This is a genomic window from Micromonospora sp. NPDC050276, assembly GCF_044459545.1.
Taxonomy (GTDB): Bacteria; Actinomycetota; Actinomycetes; order Mycobacteriales; family Micromonosporaceae; genus Micromonospora.
On record NZ_JBITJA010000005.1, the window covers coordinates 263,369 to 279,091 of the forward strand.

At 72.2% G+C, this 15,723-nt stretch carries 13 protein-coding genes; 9 read left to right on the forward strand and 4 right to left on the reverse strand.

Going from position 1 to position 15,723, the window contains the following annotated elements; translation table 11 throughout:
- The first annotated feature begins 64 nt into the window (after nt 1–64).
- On the forward strand, nt 65–1,906 hold the full coding sequence (gene sucB, locus ACIBF8_RS12590) for a 2-oxoglutarate dehydrogenase, E2 component, dihydrolipoamide succinyltransferase (RefSeq protein WP_396782774.1): 1,842 nt from the start codon (nt 65–67) through the stop codon (nt 1,904–1,906).
- A gap of 62 nt (nt 1,907–1,968) precedes the next feature.
- On the opposite strand, the gene ACIBF8_RS12595 is transcribed toward sucB, so the two are convergent.
- A complete protein-coding gene (locus tag ACIBF8_RS12595; protein WP_396782776.1) occupies nt 1,969–2,904 on the reverse strand; it encodes an SDR family NAD(P)-dependent oxidoreductase in 936 nt (311 codons plus the stop codon).
- A 153-nt stretch (nt 2,905–3,057) separates the two neighbouring features.
- Here ACIBF8_RS12595 and ACIBF8_RS12600 point away from each other — a divergent pair, with 153 nt between their 5' ends.
- Together ACIBF8_RS12600 and ACIBF8_RS12605 are read left to right on the forward strand one after the other, a co-directional pair.
- Nucleotides 3,058–4,395: a low temperature requirement protein A gene (locus ACIBF8_RS12600; RefSeq protein WP_396782777.1), complete on the forward strand. Its 1,338-nt coding sequence runs from the start codon at nt 3,058–3,060 to the stop codon at nt 4,393–4,395.
- A gap of 120 nt (nt 4,396–4,515) precedes the next feature.
- Nucleotides 4,516–5,004, forward strand: a complete 489-nt coding sequence (locus tag ACIBF8_RS12605) for a hemerythrin domain-containing protein (protein ID WP_396782779.1) — start codon at nt 4,516–4,518, stop codon at nt 5,002–5,004.
- Nucleotides 5,005–5,021: 17 nt separating this feature from the next.
- Here ACIBF8_RS12605 and ACIBF8_RS12610 read toward each other — a convergent pair whose 3' ends face one another.
- Nucleotides 5,022–5,426: a MerR family transcriptional regulator gene (locus ACIBF8_RS12610; protein WP_396782781.1), complete on the reverse strand. Its 405-nt coding sequence runs from the start codon at nt 5,424–5,426 to the stop codon at nt 5,022–5,024.
- A gap of 56 nt (nt 5,427–5,482) precedes the next feature.
- Here ACIBF8_RS12610 and ACIBF8_RS12615 point away from each other — a divergent pair, with 56 nt between their 5' ends.
- From ACIBF8_RS12615 to ACIBF8_RS12625, 3 genes are all read left to right on the forward strand, one after another.
- Entirely contained in the window at nt 5,483–6,472 is a 990-nt protein-coding gene (locus tag ACIBF8_RS12615; RefSeq protein WP_396782782.1) for an aldo/keto reductase, read from the forward strand.
- Between the two features lie 150 nt (nt 6,473–6,622).
- Nucleotides 6,623–7,522: a TIGR01777 family oxidoreductase gene (locus ACIBF8_RS12620; RefSeq protein WP_396782783.1), complete on the forward strand. Its 900-nt coding sequence runs from the start codon at nt 6,623–6,625 to the stop codon at nt 7,520–7,522.
- Between the two features lie 159 nt (nt 7,523–7,681).
- On the forward strand, nt 7,682–8,596 hold the full coding sequence (locus ACIBF8_RS12625; RefSeq protein ID WP_396782785.1) for an LLM class flavin-dependent oxidoreductase: 915 nt from the start codon (nt 7,682–7,684) through the stop codon (nt 8,594–8,596).
- Nucleotides 8,597–8,687: 91 nt separating this feature from the next.
- On the opposite strand, the gene ACIBF8_RS12630 is transcribed toward ACIBF8_RS12625, so the two are convergent.
- Nucleotides 8,688–9,905, reverse strand: coding sequence for a PHB depolymerase family esterase (locus ACIBF8_RS12630; protein WP_396782786.1), 1,218 nt, complete (start codon nt 9,903–9,905; stop codon nt 8,688–8,690).
- A 218-nt stretch (nt 9,906–10,123) separates the two neighbouring features.
- Between ACIBF8_RS12630 and ACIBF8_RS12635 the strand changes: the two genes are divergently transcribed.
- The 3 genes from ACIBF8_RS12635 (at nt 10,124) to lipB (ending at nt 13,992) form a co-directional block, all read left to right on the forward strand.
- Nucleotides 10,124–11,956 (forward strand): DUF2079 domain-containing protein, encoded by a 1,833-nt coding sequence (locus ACIBF8_RS12635; protein ID WP_396782788.1) that lies wholly within the window; start codon nt 10,124–10,126, stop codon nt 11,954–11,956.
- A gap of 71 nt (nt 11,957–12,027) precedes the next feature.
- On the forward strand, nt 12,028–13,275 hold the full coding sequence (locus ACIBF8_RS12640; protein WP_396782789.1) for a hypothetical protein: 1,248 nt from the start codon (nt 12,028–12,030) through the stop codon (nt 13,273–13,275).
- 75 nt (nt 13,276–13,350) lie between these two features.
- On the forward strand, nt 13,351–13,992 hold the full coding sequence (gene lipB / locus ACIBF8_RS12645) for a lipoyl(octanoyl) transferase LipB (protein WP_396782791.1): 642 nt from the start codon (nt 13,351–13,353) through the stop codon (nt 13,990–13,992).
- Nucleotides 13,993–14,032: 40 nt separating this feature from the next.
- Here lipB and aspS read toward each other — a convergent pair whose 3' ends face one another.
- On the reverse strand, nt 14,033–15,319 hold the full coding sequence (gene aspS / locus ACIBF8_RS12650) for an aspartate--tRNA(Asn) ligase (RefSeq protein ID WP_396782792.1): 1,287 nt from the start codon (nt 15,317–15,319) through the stop codon (nt 14,033–14,035).
- Between the last annotated feature and the right edge of the window lie 404 nt (nt 15,320–15,723).

Here is a 15,723-nt window from a genome sequence, read left to right on the forward strand (position 1 = left end):
ATCCAAACCGCGGCGTCCGGCGACGGGCGAAGATCCCACCAGGGGAATGAAGGAGTCTCAGAAAATGCCGGTATCGGTCACCATGCCCCGGCTCGGCGAGAGCGTCACCGAGGGCACCGTCACTCGCTGGCTCAAGCAGGAGGGCGACACGGTCGAGGTTGACGAGCCCCTGCTCGAGGTCTCGACCGACAAGGTCGACACCGAGATCCCGTCGCCCGCTGCGGGCGTGCTGAGCCGGATCGTGGTCGGCGAGGACGAGACCGCCGAGGTCGGCAGCGAGTTGGCCGTCATCGCCGGTGCGGGCGAGTCGACCGGTGGCGGCGAGGCCGCCCCGCAGGAGCAGGCCCCGGCCGAGTCGGTCGAGCCGGCCGCCGAGCCGACGGCCGCCGCCGAGGGCACGGCCGACGAGGTGGCCCAGGACGAGGCCCCGGCCGAGACCCCGGCTCCGGCCGCCGCCTCGTCGGGCGAGGGCACCGCGGTGAAGATGCCGGCCCTGGGCGAGAGCGTGACCGAGGGTACGGTCACCCGCTGGCTGAAGCAGGTCGGCGAGACCATCGAGGTCGACGAGCCGCTGCTGGAGGTCTCCACCGACAAGGTGGACACCGAGATCCCGTCGCCGGTCGCCGGCACCGTGCTGGAGATCAAGGTCGCCGAGGACGAGACCGCCGCGGTCGGCGCCGACCTGGCGATCATCGGCGTTGCCGGGGCGGCCCCCGCTCCGGCGCAGCCCGAGCCGAAGCCCGAGCCGAAGGCGGAGGCCAAGCCGGCGCCGCAGGCCGCGCCGAAGCCGGAGCCGAAGGTCGAGGAGCCGACGCCAGGCATGTCGTACAGCGAGCCCGCCGCGGAGACCGAGAGCTCGGCGCAGCCGGCGAAGACCGAGCAGGCTGCGCGGCCGGCCGCCTCGACCTCGACGCCGCCGCGCCCGTCCGCGCCCGCACCGGGTGGCGGCGAGGAGGCTGCCGGGTACGTGACCCCGCTGGTGCGCAAGCTGGCCGCCGAGCACGGCGTCGATCTGGCCGCGCTGAACGGCACCGGCGTGGGTGGCCGGATCCGCAAGCAGGACGTCCTGGAGGCGGCCGAGAAGGCCAAGGCCGCCAAGGCCGCCCCGGCCGCTGCCCAGCCGGCTGCCGCGCCGTCGGCTGCCCCGGCGAAGCCGGCCGCGAAGCCGCAGCCCAGCGCCAAGCGGGGCACCACGGAGAAGCTGCCGAGGATCCGGGCGACCATCGCCAAGCGGATGCAGCAGTCGCTGCACGAGACGGCGCAGCTGACCACGGTCGTCGAGGTCGACGTCACCAAGGTTGCCAAGCTGCGGACCCAGGCCAAGGACTCATTCCAGGCCAAGCACGGCGTGAAGCTGTCCTTCCTGCCGTTCTTCGCCCTCGCCGCCATCGAGGCGCTCCAGACCCACCCGATCATCCAGGCCAGCATGGACCTGGAGGGCGGCACGATCACCTACCCGGCCGCCGAGCACCTCGGCATCGCCGTGGACACCGAGCGCGGGCTGCTCGTGCCGGTCATCCACAACGCCGGCGACCTCAACATGGGCGGCATCGCCAAGCGGATCGCCGACTTGGCCGAGCGCACCCGGGCCAACAAGATCACTCCGGACGAGATGGCCGGGGCGACCTTCACGCTGACCAACACCGGCAGCCGGGGCGCCCTCTTCGACACCCCGATCGTGCCGTCGCCGCAGTCGGCGATGCTCGGTACGGGTGCCGTGGTGAAGCGTCCGGTCGTGGTCAACGACCCGGAGCTGGGCGAGGTCATCGCGGTCCGTTCGATGGTCTACCTGGCCATGTCCTACGACCACCGGCTGATCGACGGCGCCGACGCGGCCCGCTTCCTGACCGCGGTCAAGGAGCGGCTGGAGGCCGGCAACTTCGAGTCGGAGCTGGGCCTGGCCTGATCTGTCGCAACGCCGAAAGGGGCGCCCCGGTCGTCGACCGGGGCGCCCCTTCGTCTGCGGGCTCAGCTCTTGAGCAGGGCGGTCGAGACCTCCCAGAGCCGCTCGGCGGCCTCCGGGTCCAGCGCGTAGTCGGCGACGCCCGTGCGCCCGCCGGGCTGGGCGGGGGCGGCCTGCTGGCAGTCCTCGAAGTAGCGCCCGCCCACGCCGTCGAGCAGCGGCGAGGCGGCGACCAGTACGGAGGTGGCGGCACCCTGCTCGACAGTCTTCCAGGCCGCCGCGTTGCCGGCGCGTAGCCGGTTCAGCTCCTCCTCGCTGACGTAGCGCTGGAGGTTGGTCCGGATCGCGCCGGGCATCAGCGAGTTGGCCAAGATGCCGTCGTCGGCCCAGCGCCGGGTCGCCTCCACGGCAAACAGCACGTTGGCCGTCTTGGACTGCCCGTACGCCTGCCACGGCTCGTACTCGCGGCGCTCGTACTGGATGTCCTCGAAGACCACCGGTGAGCGCAGGTGGGCGGCGGAGCTGACCGAGACGATCCGGGCCCCGTCGCCGGCCGCCAGTGCCGGGCGCAGCCCGGTGGCGAGGGCGAAGTGCCCCAGGTGGTTGGTGGCGAACTGCATCTCCCAGCCCTGCGGGGTGCGGGACAGGGGTGCGGCCATGATGCCGGCGTTGTTGACCAGGATGTGCAGCGGGCCGTCCCAGTTGGCCACGAAGTCGGCGACCGATCCCTGGTCGGCGAGGTCGAGCGGGGCGACCAGGACCCGGTCGTTGCCGGTGCTGCCGGTGATGTCGTCGGCGGCCTGCTGGCCGGCGTCCGGGTTGCGGACGGCCAGGGTGACCTCCGCGCCGGCGCTGGCCAGGGCGCGGGCGGTCTCCACGCCGATCCCGGAGGACCCGCCGGTGACGGTCGCCCGCCGCCCGACGAGGTCCACGCCCCGGATCACGTCCATGGCCGTGGAGTGATGAGTAAACGAAGTGGTGATCGGGCTGTTTGTCGTCATTGTCCATCCTTGTCCGGGCTGCACGGACCGGCCCGCCCGCTGCGGTAGGCCGTGGTCCGGGTGCTTCCCCGACCCGGGCCGGAGGTAACGCCGGACTCCGTCACCATCGCCGTTCGGGCCTCCGACCAGGCCGGACGCTGCCAGAGTGGGGGCGTGGGCGGCAACCGGCGGGGTGGACAGCTGGGACCGGCCGTCCCGATCGCCCCCGGCGCCCGGGTGGACAAGTTCGAGGTCTTCTTCGATCTGGTCTTCGTCTTCTCGTTCTTCATCATCACCCGGGCCACCGCCGCGAACATCACCAGCCGGCAACTGCTGCACGCCGGCCTGGTGCTCGCCGTGCTCTGGTGGATCTGGGTGGTGCACAGCCTGGTCGCCACCCGGGTCCGGCTCGGTGAGGGCTACGTCCCGGTGCTCATGGTGATCGCGATGGTCGCGCTGTTCGCGTTCGCGCTGGCGCTGCCGCAGGCGTTCACCGACCCGAAGGGGAGCGCCGCCGGCCCGATGCTGGTGGCCATCAGCTACGTCGTGGTCCGCGGCATCCACTGGATCCTCTATCAGCACGTGGTGCGGGACAGCCCGCAGGAACGGCGGCAACTACGGCGATTCGCCCCGGAGTTGGCGGTGAGCATCGTGCTGCTGCTGGCCGCCGCCCTCATCCCGCCGCAGATAGCCGATCCCGACCGGGCCGCGATGGTCCGCGACGGCCTGTGGATCGCCGTGGTGGTGGTGCAGTACGCCACCGGCTTCATCGTCGGGACCTGGGGTTGGGGAGTGACCAGCGCCGAGCACTGGACGGAGCGCTACGACCTCATCCTGATCATCGCGCTGGGCGAGTCGATCATCTCCACCGGTGTGGGCGGCAACCTGCTCGGCAAGCCGGTCACCTGGCCGGCGGTGGCGGCCGCCGCGCTCGGCATCGTGGTCACCGCCGCTCTCTGGTGGGCGCACTTCGACTTCATCGGGCCGGCCGCCCGGATCGCCCTGCACGCGGCGGAGGGCGGCCCCCGGGTGGCGATGGCCCGCGACGCGTACGCCTATCTCTACCTGCCGATGATCGCCGGGGTGATCCTCTTCTCGATCGGCAACGAGCAGATCCTGCACAAGATCACCGATCCGGCCGGCGGGATCGCCGAGAAGGTCGAGGGGCCGGCGGTGCTGATGCTCTTCGCTGGGTTGGTCTGCTACTTCGCCGTCAACCTGCTGTTCCAGTGGCGCACCCTGCATACCGTCACCTGGACCCGCGTCGGCGTCATCGTGGCGCTCGCCGCGGCCCTCCCGGTCGGCCAGCACCTGCCGGCGTTGGGCGCGCTCACCCTCGCGACCGTGATCTGCGTGGCGCTGGTCGCCGTGGAGGTGATGGTGATGTCGCAGTCCCGGCACGCGTTGCGGGCCGCCGTCTTCCAGGAACGGACCACCCACGAGGCCAACGAGGCCGCCTGGCGCGCCCGCTGGCACGACGTCCGGGAAACCGACGAGCCGACCACGCCGTGACGCCGGCGCCCGGGTTCCGGAGCGCGTCCGGCTGGCCCTAGACTTCGGCGCAGCGTCGCGGTGTACCCGGCACGAAGGCCGCCGTGGGCATGGAGGCGCGGGGACAGCATGGGGACGAACATGCACCCAACCGGTTCACCGGCCGGCCGGCTCGCCGCCGTCGGCAATCAGATGATCGAGATCCACCTCTGGCTCCGCGCGGAACTGGCCCGCCTCCAGGCAAGCCTCGACACCCCGTCCCGGGATCTGCGGGCGCACTGCCTGACCTTCTGTGCCGCGCTCGGCCGACACCACACCGGCGAGGACGCGGGCGCGTTCCGGCTGTTGGCCGAGGAGGTCCCCGAGCTGCGTCCGGTCATCGAGAACCTGATCACCGACCACGAGGTGGTGGCGGGGATCCTGGCGCGGGTCGAAGACCTGCTGGGCGGCGACGCGGCGCTGCCCGTCGCCCAGGTACGTGCCGAGTTGGGCGGGTTGGCCGCCCTGCTGGAGTCGCACTTCCGCTACGAGGAGAAACGGCTGGTCACCGCGCTGAACGCGCTCACCGGCCGAGTCGGAACGACCGAGGAGCTGCTCGGCCTGACCGCGCCGCCGCACGTCCCCGGTTGACGGCTGGCCGCCGCGCCCTAACTCACCGCGGTGGCCTGCTCGACCGCCGGGCCCGGAGCGGCACCGGGCAGCCGCTCGTAGAAGCGGATCTTCTCCCGGAGATGGTCGTACTGGCGCTGGAGCAGGCGCATCTGCTCCTCGACCCGCGCCGCATGGTGGCGCAGCAGCTCGTGCCGCTCGGCGGCGGTGTGCTCGCCGTCGCGGGCCAGTTGCGCGTAGCGGCGCATCTGCGCGATTGGCATCCCGGTGTCGCGCAGGCAGCGGAACAGCAGCAGCCAGCTGAGGTCGTCGTCGGTGAAGACCCGCTGCCCGCCCGTCGTGCGCTCCACGTCCGCCAGGAGGCCGATCTTCTCGTAGTACCGCAGAGTGTCCAGGCTGAAGCCGCTGCGGCGGGCGGCCTCCGAGGGTGCGTAACCGCTCATGTCGCGAGATGGTAGCCCTTGACCTGGAGCGCACTCCAGGTTGGAAGCTGGTGAACATGACGACGACACGGACGCTGGGACGCAGCGGCATCACGGTGAGCGCGATCGGGATGGGGTGCTGGGCCATCGGCGGCCCGCTCTGGGGTGACGACGGGCAGCCGTTCGGCTGGGGCGAGGTGGACGACGACGAGTCGATCCGCACCATCCACCGGGCGCTCGATCTCGGGGTGACCCTGTTCGACACCGCCAGCAACTACGGCGCCGGGCACAGCGAGCGGATCCTCGGCAAGGCTCTGGCCGGGCGGCGGGACGACGTGGTGATCGCCACCAAGTTCGGCAACGTCAGCGAGGAGAGCACCCGGCGGGCACTCGGCACCGACGCCAGCCCGGCCTTCGCGGTGCGCAGCCTGGACGACTCACTCCGCCGACTGGGCACCGACTACGTCGACCTCTACCAACTGCACATCAACGCACTGCCGGTGCCCGCCGCGCTCGATCTGGTCGACACCCTGGAGGCCCTGGTCGACCAGGGCAAGATTCGGGCGTACGGCTGGAGCACCGACGACCCGACCTCGGCCGAGGCGTTCGCGGCGGCCGGCCCGCACTGCGCGGCGATCCAACACGACGAGTCGGTGCTGCGGGACAACGCTGCGGTGCTGGCGGTCTGCGACAAGCACGACCTGGCCAGCCTGAACCGTGGGCCGCTGGCGATGGGTCTGCTCACCGGGTCGACCCGGGCGGTCGGGGCGGACGACGTACGCGGGCGGGCGCCGGAGTGGTTGGAGTGGTTCACCGACGGCCGGCCGACACCACGCTGGGCGACCCGCGTCGAGCAGGTCCGCGCGGCGCTCACCGCCGACGGGCGGACCCTCGCCCAGGGCGCGCTCGGCTGGCTGCTGGCGCGCAGCCCGCGTACCGTGCCGATCCCCGGCCTGCGCGCGGTGGCCCAAGCCGACGAGAACCTGACCACCCTGACGCAAGGCCCCCTGAACCCAGAGTCCTACACCGAGGTAGAGCGCCTCCTAGCCGACCTCCGCACCCCCTAACAGCCCTCCCACCCCCACCCCCGCCGATCTTGCGCTTACTGTGGCGACAAAAGGGATGTAGCCGGGCATAACGTCGACACAAAGTGCAAGATCGGCGAGGAGTGGGGCCGGGGTGCGTCTGGGGGCGGGGGTTTGGACGAAGATGGGGGTATGCGGATCCTGCTGGCCGGCGCGTCCGGCTTCCTCGGCACCCGATTGGGCGACCGGCTCGCCAGCGACGGGCACCAGCTCACCCGGCTCGTCCGTCGAGCGCCGCGCGAGCCGCAGGAACGGCAGTGGGACCCGGCCGCCGGGCACCTCGACCCGGCCGTGGTGGCCGAGGCGGACGCCGTGGTCAACCTGGCCGGCGCGGGCGTCGGCGACAAGCGCTGGAACGACGACTACCGGCGGTTGATCCGCACCAGCCGGGTGGACAGCACCACCACGCTGGCGACCACCATCGCCGGCCTGCCCGCCGCGGACCGCCCCCGAGTGTTGCTCAACTCGTCGGCCGTCGGGTGGTACGGCAACACCGGCGACCGGGCGGTCGAGGAGGACGCGCCGGCCGGGGAAGGCTTCCTGGCCGACGTCTGCCGGGTGTGGGAGGCCGCGACCCGGCCAGCCGAGGACGCCGGTGTACGCGTCATACGGCTGCGCACCGGGCTGCCACTGGACCGCGACGGCGGGCTGCTCAAGCCGCAGCTACTGCCGTTCAAGCTGGGCATCGCCGGCCGGCTGGGCAGCGGCCGGCAGTGGCTGCCGTGGATCTCGATGGCCGACTGGCTGGACGCGACCCTCTTCCTGCTGGGCCACGACGAGGTCGCCGGCCCGGTCAACGTGGTGGGGCCGACCCCGGTGACGAACGCCGAGTTCACTCGCGAGCTGGCCCGACAGCTGCACCGCCCGGCGATCATCCCGATCCCCGCACTGGCGCTCAAGGTGGTCCTCGGCGGCTTCGCCCACGAGGCCCTCACCAGCACCAGAGTCCTCCCCGGCGTCCTAACCCGAGCCGCCTACCGCTACCAACACCAAACCCTCCCCCAAGCCCTCCACGCAGCCCTGACCCCCTGAACACCCCGCCACCATTGGCGTTGATCAAGAGGTTTGCGTCATCCGGAAGCCGGAATCTGACGCAAACCTCTTGATCAACAAGGGCAAGGGGTGCGGGGGTGGTTCGGCCCTCGGCAGAAATCGGCGGTCAGCGGGCCGGCGTGGGCCGATGCTGGACCAATGGCTACCTTCTCCCTCCAGGCCACCCCGACCGACGCGGCGAGCTGGGCCGAGCTGGCCCGCCGGGCCGAGACCGCCGGCTTCGACGCTCTGCTCGCCGCCGACCACCCTGGCGACGTGACGTCACCGTTCGTGGCGCTGGCCGCAGCCGCCCCGGTCACCTCGACGATCGGGCTCGGCTCGTACGTGTCGAACCTCGGCGTACGGGAACCGATGCTCCTCGCGGCCGACGTGGCCACCCTCGACCTGATCTCCGGAGGTCGGGCCCGGCTCGGTGTCGGCGCCGGTCACACCCCGGCGGAGTGGCGCGCGGTGGGCCGGGAACGCCCCGACGTGGCCGGCCGGGTCCGCCGTTGCGTGGCCGTCGCCGAGGCGGTCCGTGCCCTGCTCGACGGCGCCTCGGTCACCGTCGACTCGGCCGAGCTGACGATGCGCGGGGCGGTGCTGCGCGAACCCCGGCCGGTGCAGGACCGGATCCCGCTGACGATGGGTACGGCGAACTCGACGCTGCTGCGCTGGGCCGGCGCGCACGCTGACGTGGTCGGGCTGACCGGGTTCGGGCGTACCCTCGCCGACGGCCATCAGCACGAGGCGCGATGGCGGGCCGACCAGATCGAGGCGCAGCTGACCTGCGTGGCCGCCGGCGCGGTCGGCCGGACCGACCCGCCAGCGCTGGAGGCACTGGTGCAGACGGTGGTGGTCACCGACGACGCAGAAGCTGCCGCCGCGGAGCAGGCCCGACGCAACGGTATGACCGCCGCCGAACTCCTGGCCACCCCGTTCGTGCTGATCGGCACGGTGGACGAGATCGTCACGGCGGTCGCCGAGCACGAGAAGCGCTGGGGGGTGACCCGGTTCGTGGTCCGCCGCGACGCGCTGGATCCGCTCGCGCCGGTCCTGGCCCGGCTGGTCTGAGCCGCGCCGACCGCCGTGTCGACCAAGAGGTTTGCGTCAGATTCCGGCTTCCGAATGACGCAAACCTCTTGATCAACAAGGGCAGGTGGGATCAGCAGCCGATCACCCAGTAGTTGGGGGCGGTCTGCTTGAGGGCGCTGGTGTAGAAGGTGTTGTAGAGGCCCATCCGCTGGTTGGAGCCGTTCGCGTAGGCGTAGCCGCCCGACTGGTACGCCCGGCCGGCGGCCACGTGGGCGTAGTTGCTGGCCGTCACGCAGGTCGGCGGGGTGGTCGGCGTTGCCGTCGGGGTCGGCGTGGCGGTGGGGGTGGCCGTCGGGGTCGGGGTGGTGCCGCCGCCGTTCAGGCCGAAGAAGAGCGCGTCCCGGTAGGTCGAGCAGATGGTGTCCAGGAAGTACGCACCAGCGGTGCCGCACTGGTCCGCACCGGAGCCCGGGTCGACCGGCGTGCCGTGGCCCATCCCGGAGATCCGGTAGAGCCGCACGTCGTCGTTGCCGTAGACCTCCAGGCTGGTGTTGCCGGGCAGCGACGAGGTGCTGGTCGGGGTCTGCGACACGCCCCGCACGTTGGTCCACTGGTCGCGGGACTCGGTGCCGTTGAGCGGGGTGACCGTGGTGTCCGAGGTGCCGTGCCAGATGGCCACCCGGGGGCGCGGGCCGGTGTAGCCGGAGTACGCGCCACGGACCAGGTCGCCCCACGCGGCCGGGGTCTTGTCCGCGCCCGGGTTCATGCAGCTGAACGCGTTGACCATGCTGGTGGCGCAGCGGTACGGGATGCCCGCGATGATCGATCCGGCGGCGAAGACGTCCGGGTAGGTGGCCAGCATGACCGCGCTCATCGCCCCACCCGCGGAGAGCCCGCTGACGTAGACCCGCGAGCCGTTCACGCCGAAGTTCGTCGTGGCGTGGTCGACCATCTGCTTGATCGACAGCGCCTCGCCCTGACCCCGGGTGGTGTCCCCCGCCTCGAAGAAGTTGAAGCAGGAGTTGGCGTTGTTACTGGCGGGCTGCTGGGCGACGATCAGGGCGAACTTCCACTGGTCGGCGTACTTCTGCCAGCCGGAGTTGGCGAAGTACCCGGAGGCGTTCTGCGTGCACCCGTGCAGCAGGACGACGGCCGGCGAGTTGGCCGGCAGGCCGTCCGGCCGGTAGGCGTACATGGCGAGGTTGCCGGGGTTGGAGCCGAACCCGGTGACCTGGGTGAGGGTGGCGGCCTGGGCGGGTGCGGCGATGGCCACCGCGCCCGCTGCGGCGAGGGCGAGCCCGGCGACCGCACCGAGCAGCCGGGTGAGGGTGGATGAGGAGCGGCGCACGGCGGCCTCCAGAAGGGGCGGACTGTGAACTGGGTCACGGTCGAGTTGCCGAGACGTTACGACGATGTGTCGCCGCTATGACATGGGGCACACTCACACATTCACGACGGACGCTGTGTACGCAGAACCGTCGACGAGGCGGGCAGAATCCGTCCCCAACGGTCCCCTCCTTGCAGGTCTGACCGGCCCGTCCAGGTCCGGTTGGTAACGTCCGCTGCGTGCCGTCCTCCCCGTCGCTGGCCACCGGGCCCGCACCCGCGTCACCGCCGCGCACCGTCCGGGACCGCCGGGCCGACCTGATCGTCGTGCTGGTGGCGCTCGCGCTCGCCGTCTGGGTGACCAGTGGGCTGTGGCGGGACCCGAACGTCCGCACCATCACCGTCAACTCCAGCGACCAGGCGCTGTTCGAGTGGCTGCTGGCCTTCGGCGGGCACGCGGTCACCCACGGGGAGAACCCGCTCTTCACGTACCTGATCAACGTCCCGGACGGCGTGAACCTCGCGGTCAACACCTCGATCACGGTGTACGCGGTGGTCTTCGCCCCGCTGACGTACCTGATCGGGCCACCGGCGACGTTCCTGGTGATCCTCACCCTGAACCTCTTCGCCACCGCGCTGGCCTGGTACTGGCTGCTCTCCCGGCACCTGGTCCGCAGTCGGCTGGCCGCCGGGGTCGGCGCCCTGTTCATCGCCTACTCCCCCGGCATGGTGTCGCACGCCAACGCGCACCTGAACTGGACCGCCGGCTGGCTGGTGCCGCTGCTGATCTGGCGGCTGTTCGCGCTGCGCCGAGCCGGACACTGGCTGCGCGACGGGGTGATCCTCGGCTTGCTGGTCGCGGTGGCCTTCTCGATCGCCGCCGAAGGGCTCTTCTTCACCGCGCTGGCCCTCGGGGTGTTCGTCGCCGTCTGGGCACTGCACCCGGTCAACCGGACCGAGGCACGCGCCGCGCTGCCCAATTTCCTGCGCGGGCTCGGGGCGACGGCCGTGGTCGCCGGCGTGCTGCTGTCGTACCCCTTGTGGCTGCACTTCGCCGGGCCGCAGCGGTTCCACGGCACCGGCTTCGACCCGGTGATCCATTCCGAGGACATCGCGGCGTTCGCTGCCTTCCCGCGTCGCTCGCTGGCCGGCGAGGCGGGGTTGGGCACCTCGCTGGCGCCGAACCCGACCGAGGAGAACTCCTTCTTCGGCATCCCGCTACTGGTGCTCACCGTGGTCTGTTTCGTCGCGCTCTGGCGACGGGCCGACGCGCACCGACGGGCCACCCTGTGGGCGTTGGGCGTTCTCGCCCTGGTCTTCACGGTGCTCTCGTTCGGGCCGGTCGCCAAGGTCGACGGACGACGCACCGACCTACCCATGCCGTTCGACCTGGTCGGGCAGCTGCCGGTGGTGAACGCCGCGCTGCCGGCCCGACTGGCCCTGGTGGTCGCGCCGGTGGTCGGGCTGTTGCTGGCGTACGTCGTCGACCAGTTGCGGGCCGCACCGCCCCGGCATCGCTCGACGCAGCTGGCCTGGCTGCTCGGTTTCGCGGTGGCCCTGGTGCCGCTGCTGCCCACCCCGCTGCTGACCGACGAGCGGGAGCCGATCCCCCGGTTCATCACCTCGGGCACCTGGCGGGACTACGTCTCGCCCGACGGGGTGCTGACCCCGGTGCCGCTGACCGTGGACATCTACCCGGACGGCCAGCGGTGGCAGGCGTACGCGTTGTCGCACCGGCAGGGCGAGTTCGAGATCCCGGGCGGCTTCTTCCTGGGCCCCGGCGGGCCGGACGGGCGGGGCCGGATCGGCCCGGTGCCGCGCACCCTGAGCGCGTTGATGGACCAGGCCGGCCGTACCGGGCTGGTCCCCATCGTCACCGACGGGACGATCCGGGAGGTCCAGTCGGACCTGCGGCACTGGCGCATCGAGGTGGTCGTGCTCGCCGACCAGGTGCACGGCGCGAAGTTCGAGGTGGACGAGGAGGCGCTGCGGCGTACCGGCACCGCCCTGTTCGGCGAGCCGCAACGGGTCGACGACGTCTGGCTCTGGCGGATCCCACCGGCTGATCGATAGGTCACGGCACGACGACAGTCCCGGCGCGGACCGGGGCGTCGTGATCGACCTTCGTGGCTTTTAATGAGGCGATGAGAACGACGGGCAGGCGACTGCGGCGCGGCGCCACGGCCGGTGTCGCGCTGGCGCTGGTGGCGCTCAGCGCACCAGCCGGCACGGCCACCGCCGGCACGGCCCCCACCGGGGGCGTGGTGCCGTCGAAGGTGCACCAACCGTGGCTGTGGCAGGCCACCGTCGAGCAGCGCCCGACCGGGCCGGCCGCGCTGGTCTTCTTCACCAGCCGCACCCGATTCCTGGAGTCGACCGGCGTGCTGGTGGGCCGGGACGGCGGTTACCGGCTGATCCCACTGCACATCGCCGAGGACCACGGGCTGCTCTCCCCGGACGGGCGGCACTATCTGCGGCCGTCCGGGGAGTTGCTCGACCTCAGCAGCGGGCGGCAGCGCCGCCCGATCCACACCGGAATGCGACCGCTGGCCTGGTCGCCGGACGGGCAGCGGGTTCTGAGCACCCGCAGTAACGACGACGAAGTGATCAGCTTCGGGCCGGACAACCAGCAGCTCAACGACCCCGAGAAGCCGGACGACCTGCTGGTCCTCGACCCGTACCGGGGCACTGAGCGGGTGGTCGCGGCCGGCACCTTCGCCGCGCATGCCGCCGCGGCCTGGTCACCCGGCGCCGATCTGGTGGCGGTGGCCGGTCCGGCCGACGTGCCCGCTCTGGTCGCCGAACGACAGCGGCTGGTGGTGGTCGACCCGACCAACGGCAGCGCTCGCTGGCAGGTCGAGCTGGGCGATCGGCGGATGCTGGCCGGACCGGCCGCCTGGCACCCGGACGGCCGGCGGATCGCGCTGCTCGTCTTCGACGGCTGCGCCGGCCCCCGCTGCACGCCCGACCAGACGGCGGCCCGCACCAGGCGGATCGAGTTCCTGGACGCCGCCACCGGCAACGCCGTGGGCCAACCACTGCCGGTCGCCGCGTCGACCACGAAGATCGTCGGCTGGCGCGGCGACGACCCGGTGGTGAAGCAGTCGATCGGGGCGGACCGCGACGACGACCAGCGGGCGATCCTCGCCGCACTGTCACCCGGTGGCGGCCGGGAGATGCTGGTGACCGCACCGCCCGGTTCGACCGACCTGGCGGTGCCGGGCGAGCTGCTGACGCGGGCCGCGTTCGGTGGGCCGGAGCGCCGGCCATCGCCGTTCGCCGCCCCGCTCTGGGTCTATCTCGCGCTGGCCGTGCCGACGCTGGCCGGCGTCGCCCTGCTCGTCCGCCGACTGCGCCGTCGCCGCCCGGCCGACCCGGCGTCGAGCGCCTGAACCGGGCTGCCGCGGGACGGTCGGTGAGGCGGCTCACCAGGGATGATCGCCCAGAACGGGACTAGGCTGGACGCCGTGACAACGACGACCCCCGGCCTCACGGCCGTCCGTGCCGGTCTGCTCGACTACCAGGCGGCCTGGGACGAGCAGCGGCGCCTACACGAGTCGGTGGTGGCTGGCGAGCGCGGCGACACCGTGCTGCTGCTGGAGCACCCGAGCGTCTACACCGCGGGCAAGCGCACCGAACCGTGGGACCGCCCCGTGGACGGCACTCCGGTCGTCGACGTGGACCGCGGCGGCAAGATCACCTGGCACGGTCCGGGGCAGCTCGTCGGTTACCCGATCCTGCGCCTGCCCGACCCGGTGGACGTGGTCGCCTACGTTCGCCGGACGGAAGAGCTGCTCATCGACGTGTGCGCCGAGTTCGGGCTGACCGCCGGCCGGGTCGAGGGGCGCAGCGGGGTCTGGGTGCCCGAGGACGACCGAGGGCCGGCCCGCAAGGTGGCCGCCATCGGCATCCGGGTGGCCCGGGGCGTCACCCTGCACGGCTTCTCGATCAACTGCGACTGCGACCTGACGTACTTCGACCGGATCGTGCCGTGCGGCATCCGGGACGCGGGCGTCACCTCGCTCACCGCCGAGCTGGGCCGCCCGGTCAGCGTGGCCGATGTGCTCCCGGTGGTCGAGCGCCGGCTCTCCACCCTCATCGAGGTCTGAGCGGCGGCCCCCGGCGCGGCACCGCCGGGGGCCGCCGCGCTCACGGCGTCAGTCGGTGCAGGTCACGCGGGAACGCGGTGACCTCGCGGACGTTCGCCGCGCCGACCACCCGGGCCACGAACCGCTCCAGGCCGATGGCGAAGCCACCATGCGGTGGCATGCCGTGCCGGAACGCGTCCAGATAGCCGGCGTACGGCTCGACCGGCTCGCCCCGGGCCGCCAACGCCGCCAGGTAGTCGGCGTGCTGGTGCAGCCGCTGCCCGCCGGTGACCAGCTCCAGACCGCGAAAGAGCAGGTCAAAACCGTTCGAGTACGCGGGCCGCGCCGGGTCCGGGTGGGTGTAGAAGGGCCGCTTCGCCATCGGGTAGCCGGTGACGAAGAGGAAGTCCGACCCGTGTTCGCGGCGGGCCCACTCCCCCAGCGCCCGTTCGTGGGCGGGTGCGAGGTCCGGCTCGTCGGCGGGCGCACCGGCGATCCGCAGCGCCTCGGTGAAGTGCACCACCGGGATCTCCGCCGGCACCTGCGGCGGCGTGACGCCGAGCGTCGCCAGGGCGGCGCCGGCCCGCTCGCCCACCGCGCCCAACATCCCGGCCAGGGTGTCGCGCAGCACGCGCATCACGTCCCGGTGGTCGGCGACGAAGCCCAACTCCGCGTCGAGCGACGTGTACTGCGCGAGGTGCCGGACGGTGTCGTGCGGCTCGGCCCGGAAGACCGGCCCCACCTCGTAGACGCGTTCGAAGACGCCGACCATCAGCTGCTTGTAGAACTGCGGGGACTGGGCCAGGTAGGCGGGCCGGCCGAACCAGTCCAGCGCGAACACGTTCGCTCCGCTCTCGGTGCTGGAGCTGACCACCTTGGGCGTGTGGATCTCCACGAAGTCGTGGGCGTCGAGGGCGGTCCGGAAACCGGCCACCGCAGCCGCCGAGATCCGTAACGCGGCCGACCGGGTGGGGTGCCGCAGTGCGGTGGGCGCGTTGTCCAGCTGGGTGGGCAGGCTCGCGGTGAGCGCCGGCCGGTACAGGTCGAACGGTGGCGGCACGGCGGGCGGCCCGAGTGGACGTACCGTCGGGTCGGTCAGCTCGACCCCGGCGGGCGCCGTTTTGTTCGCGGTGACCGTCGCGGTGACCTCGACGACCGTCTCCTCGGTGAGTTTCTCCAGTTCGGCGCGGACGACCGGGTCGGTGACGACCACCTGGGCCAGACCGGCGGCGTCCCGCACGATCAGGAAGGCCACCGACTTGAGCAGTCGGCGGCGGTGCACCCAGCCGGCGATCCGCACGGTGGTGCCGATCTGGGCGGGCAGTTGGTGGGACAGGGTTCGTTGCATGGCGAACTGCTCCTCGGTCGATCGCCACGCGTCGCCGACCTGAGGGTGGCGAAGCGTCGCATCAGCCCCAGGGAGGTGTGGGCGAGCGGGAACCTCGCGGTGCCACCACACCTTCGCCCCCGCCGAAGCGGGGGCCTCGTTCGTCGCCTGATGACCGGGGCCAGCCGGGCGGGCTCTACTGGGCACGGGGGGAACCGCGGCCGTTCTTCCCGCAGCTCGGGAGGGTCTTCGCGCACCGGCACCAGACCGCCTCTCAGCACCGGCGGCTCTCTGCACTGGCGGGTCGGGCGCTACTCGGCTCCGTCGTCGCTGTTGGCGGAGACCGTAGCACCCGAATCCCCGGTCTGTGACGCCCTTTTTGACGGGCCGGTGTCCGTTGTCACAACGTCTGGGGCGTGACGCCG

Bases quoted from the DNA above. Each gene is read 5' to 3' on its own strand.
- aspS (WP_396782792.1), bottom strand. From the start codon at position 15,319: ATGCAACGAACCCTGTCCCACCAACTGCCCGCCCAGATCGGCACCACC.
- sucB (WP_396782774.1), top strand. From the start codon at position 65: ATGCCGGTATCGGTCACCATGCCCCGGCTCGGCGAGAGCGTCACCGAG.
- ACIBF8_RS12610 (WP_396782781.1), bottom strand. From the start codon at position 5,426: ATGAGCGGTTACGCACCCTCGGAGGCCGCCCGCCGCAGCGGCTTCAGC.
- ACIBF8_RS12595 (WP_396782776.1), bottom strand. From the start codon at position 2,904: ATGACGACAAACAGCCCGATCACCACTTCGTTTACTCATCACTCCACG.
- ACIBF8_RS12620 (WP_396782783.1), top strand. From the start codon at position 6,623: ATGCGGATCCTGCTGGCCGGCGCGTCCGGCTTCCTCGGCACCCGATTG.
- ACIBF8_RS12625 (WP_396782785.1), top strand. From the start codon at position 7,682: ATGGCTACCTTCTCCCTCCAGGCCACCCCGACCGACGCGGCGAGCTGG.
- ACIBF8_RS12640 (WP_396782789.1), top strand. From the start codon at position 12,028: ATGAGAACGACGGGCAGGCGACTGCGGCGCGGCGCCACGGCCGGTGTC.
- ACIBF8_RS12605 (WP_396782779.1), top strand. From the start codon at position 4,516: ATGCACCCAACCGGTTCACCGGCCGGCCGGCTCGCCGCCGTCGGCAAT.
- ACIBF8_RS12615 (WP_396782782.1), top strand. From the start codon at position 5,483: ATGACGACGACACGGACGCTGGGACGCAGCGGCATCACGGTGAGCGCG.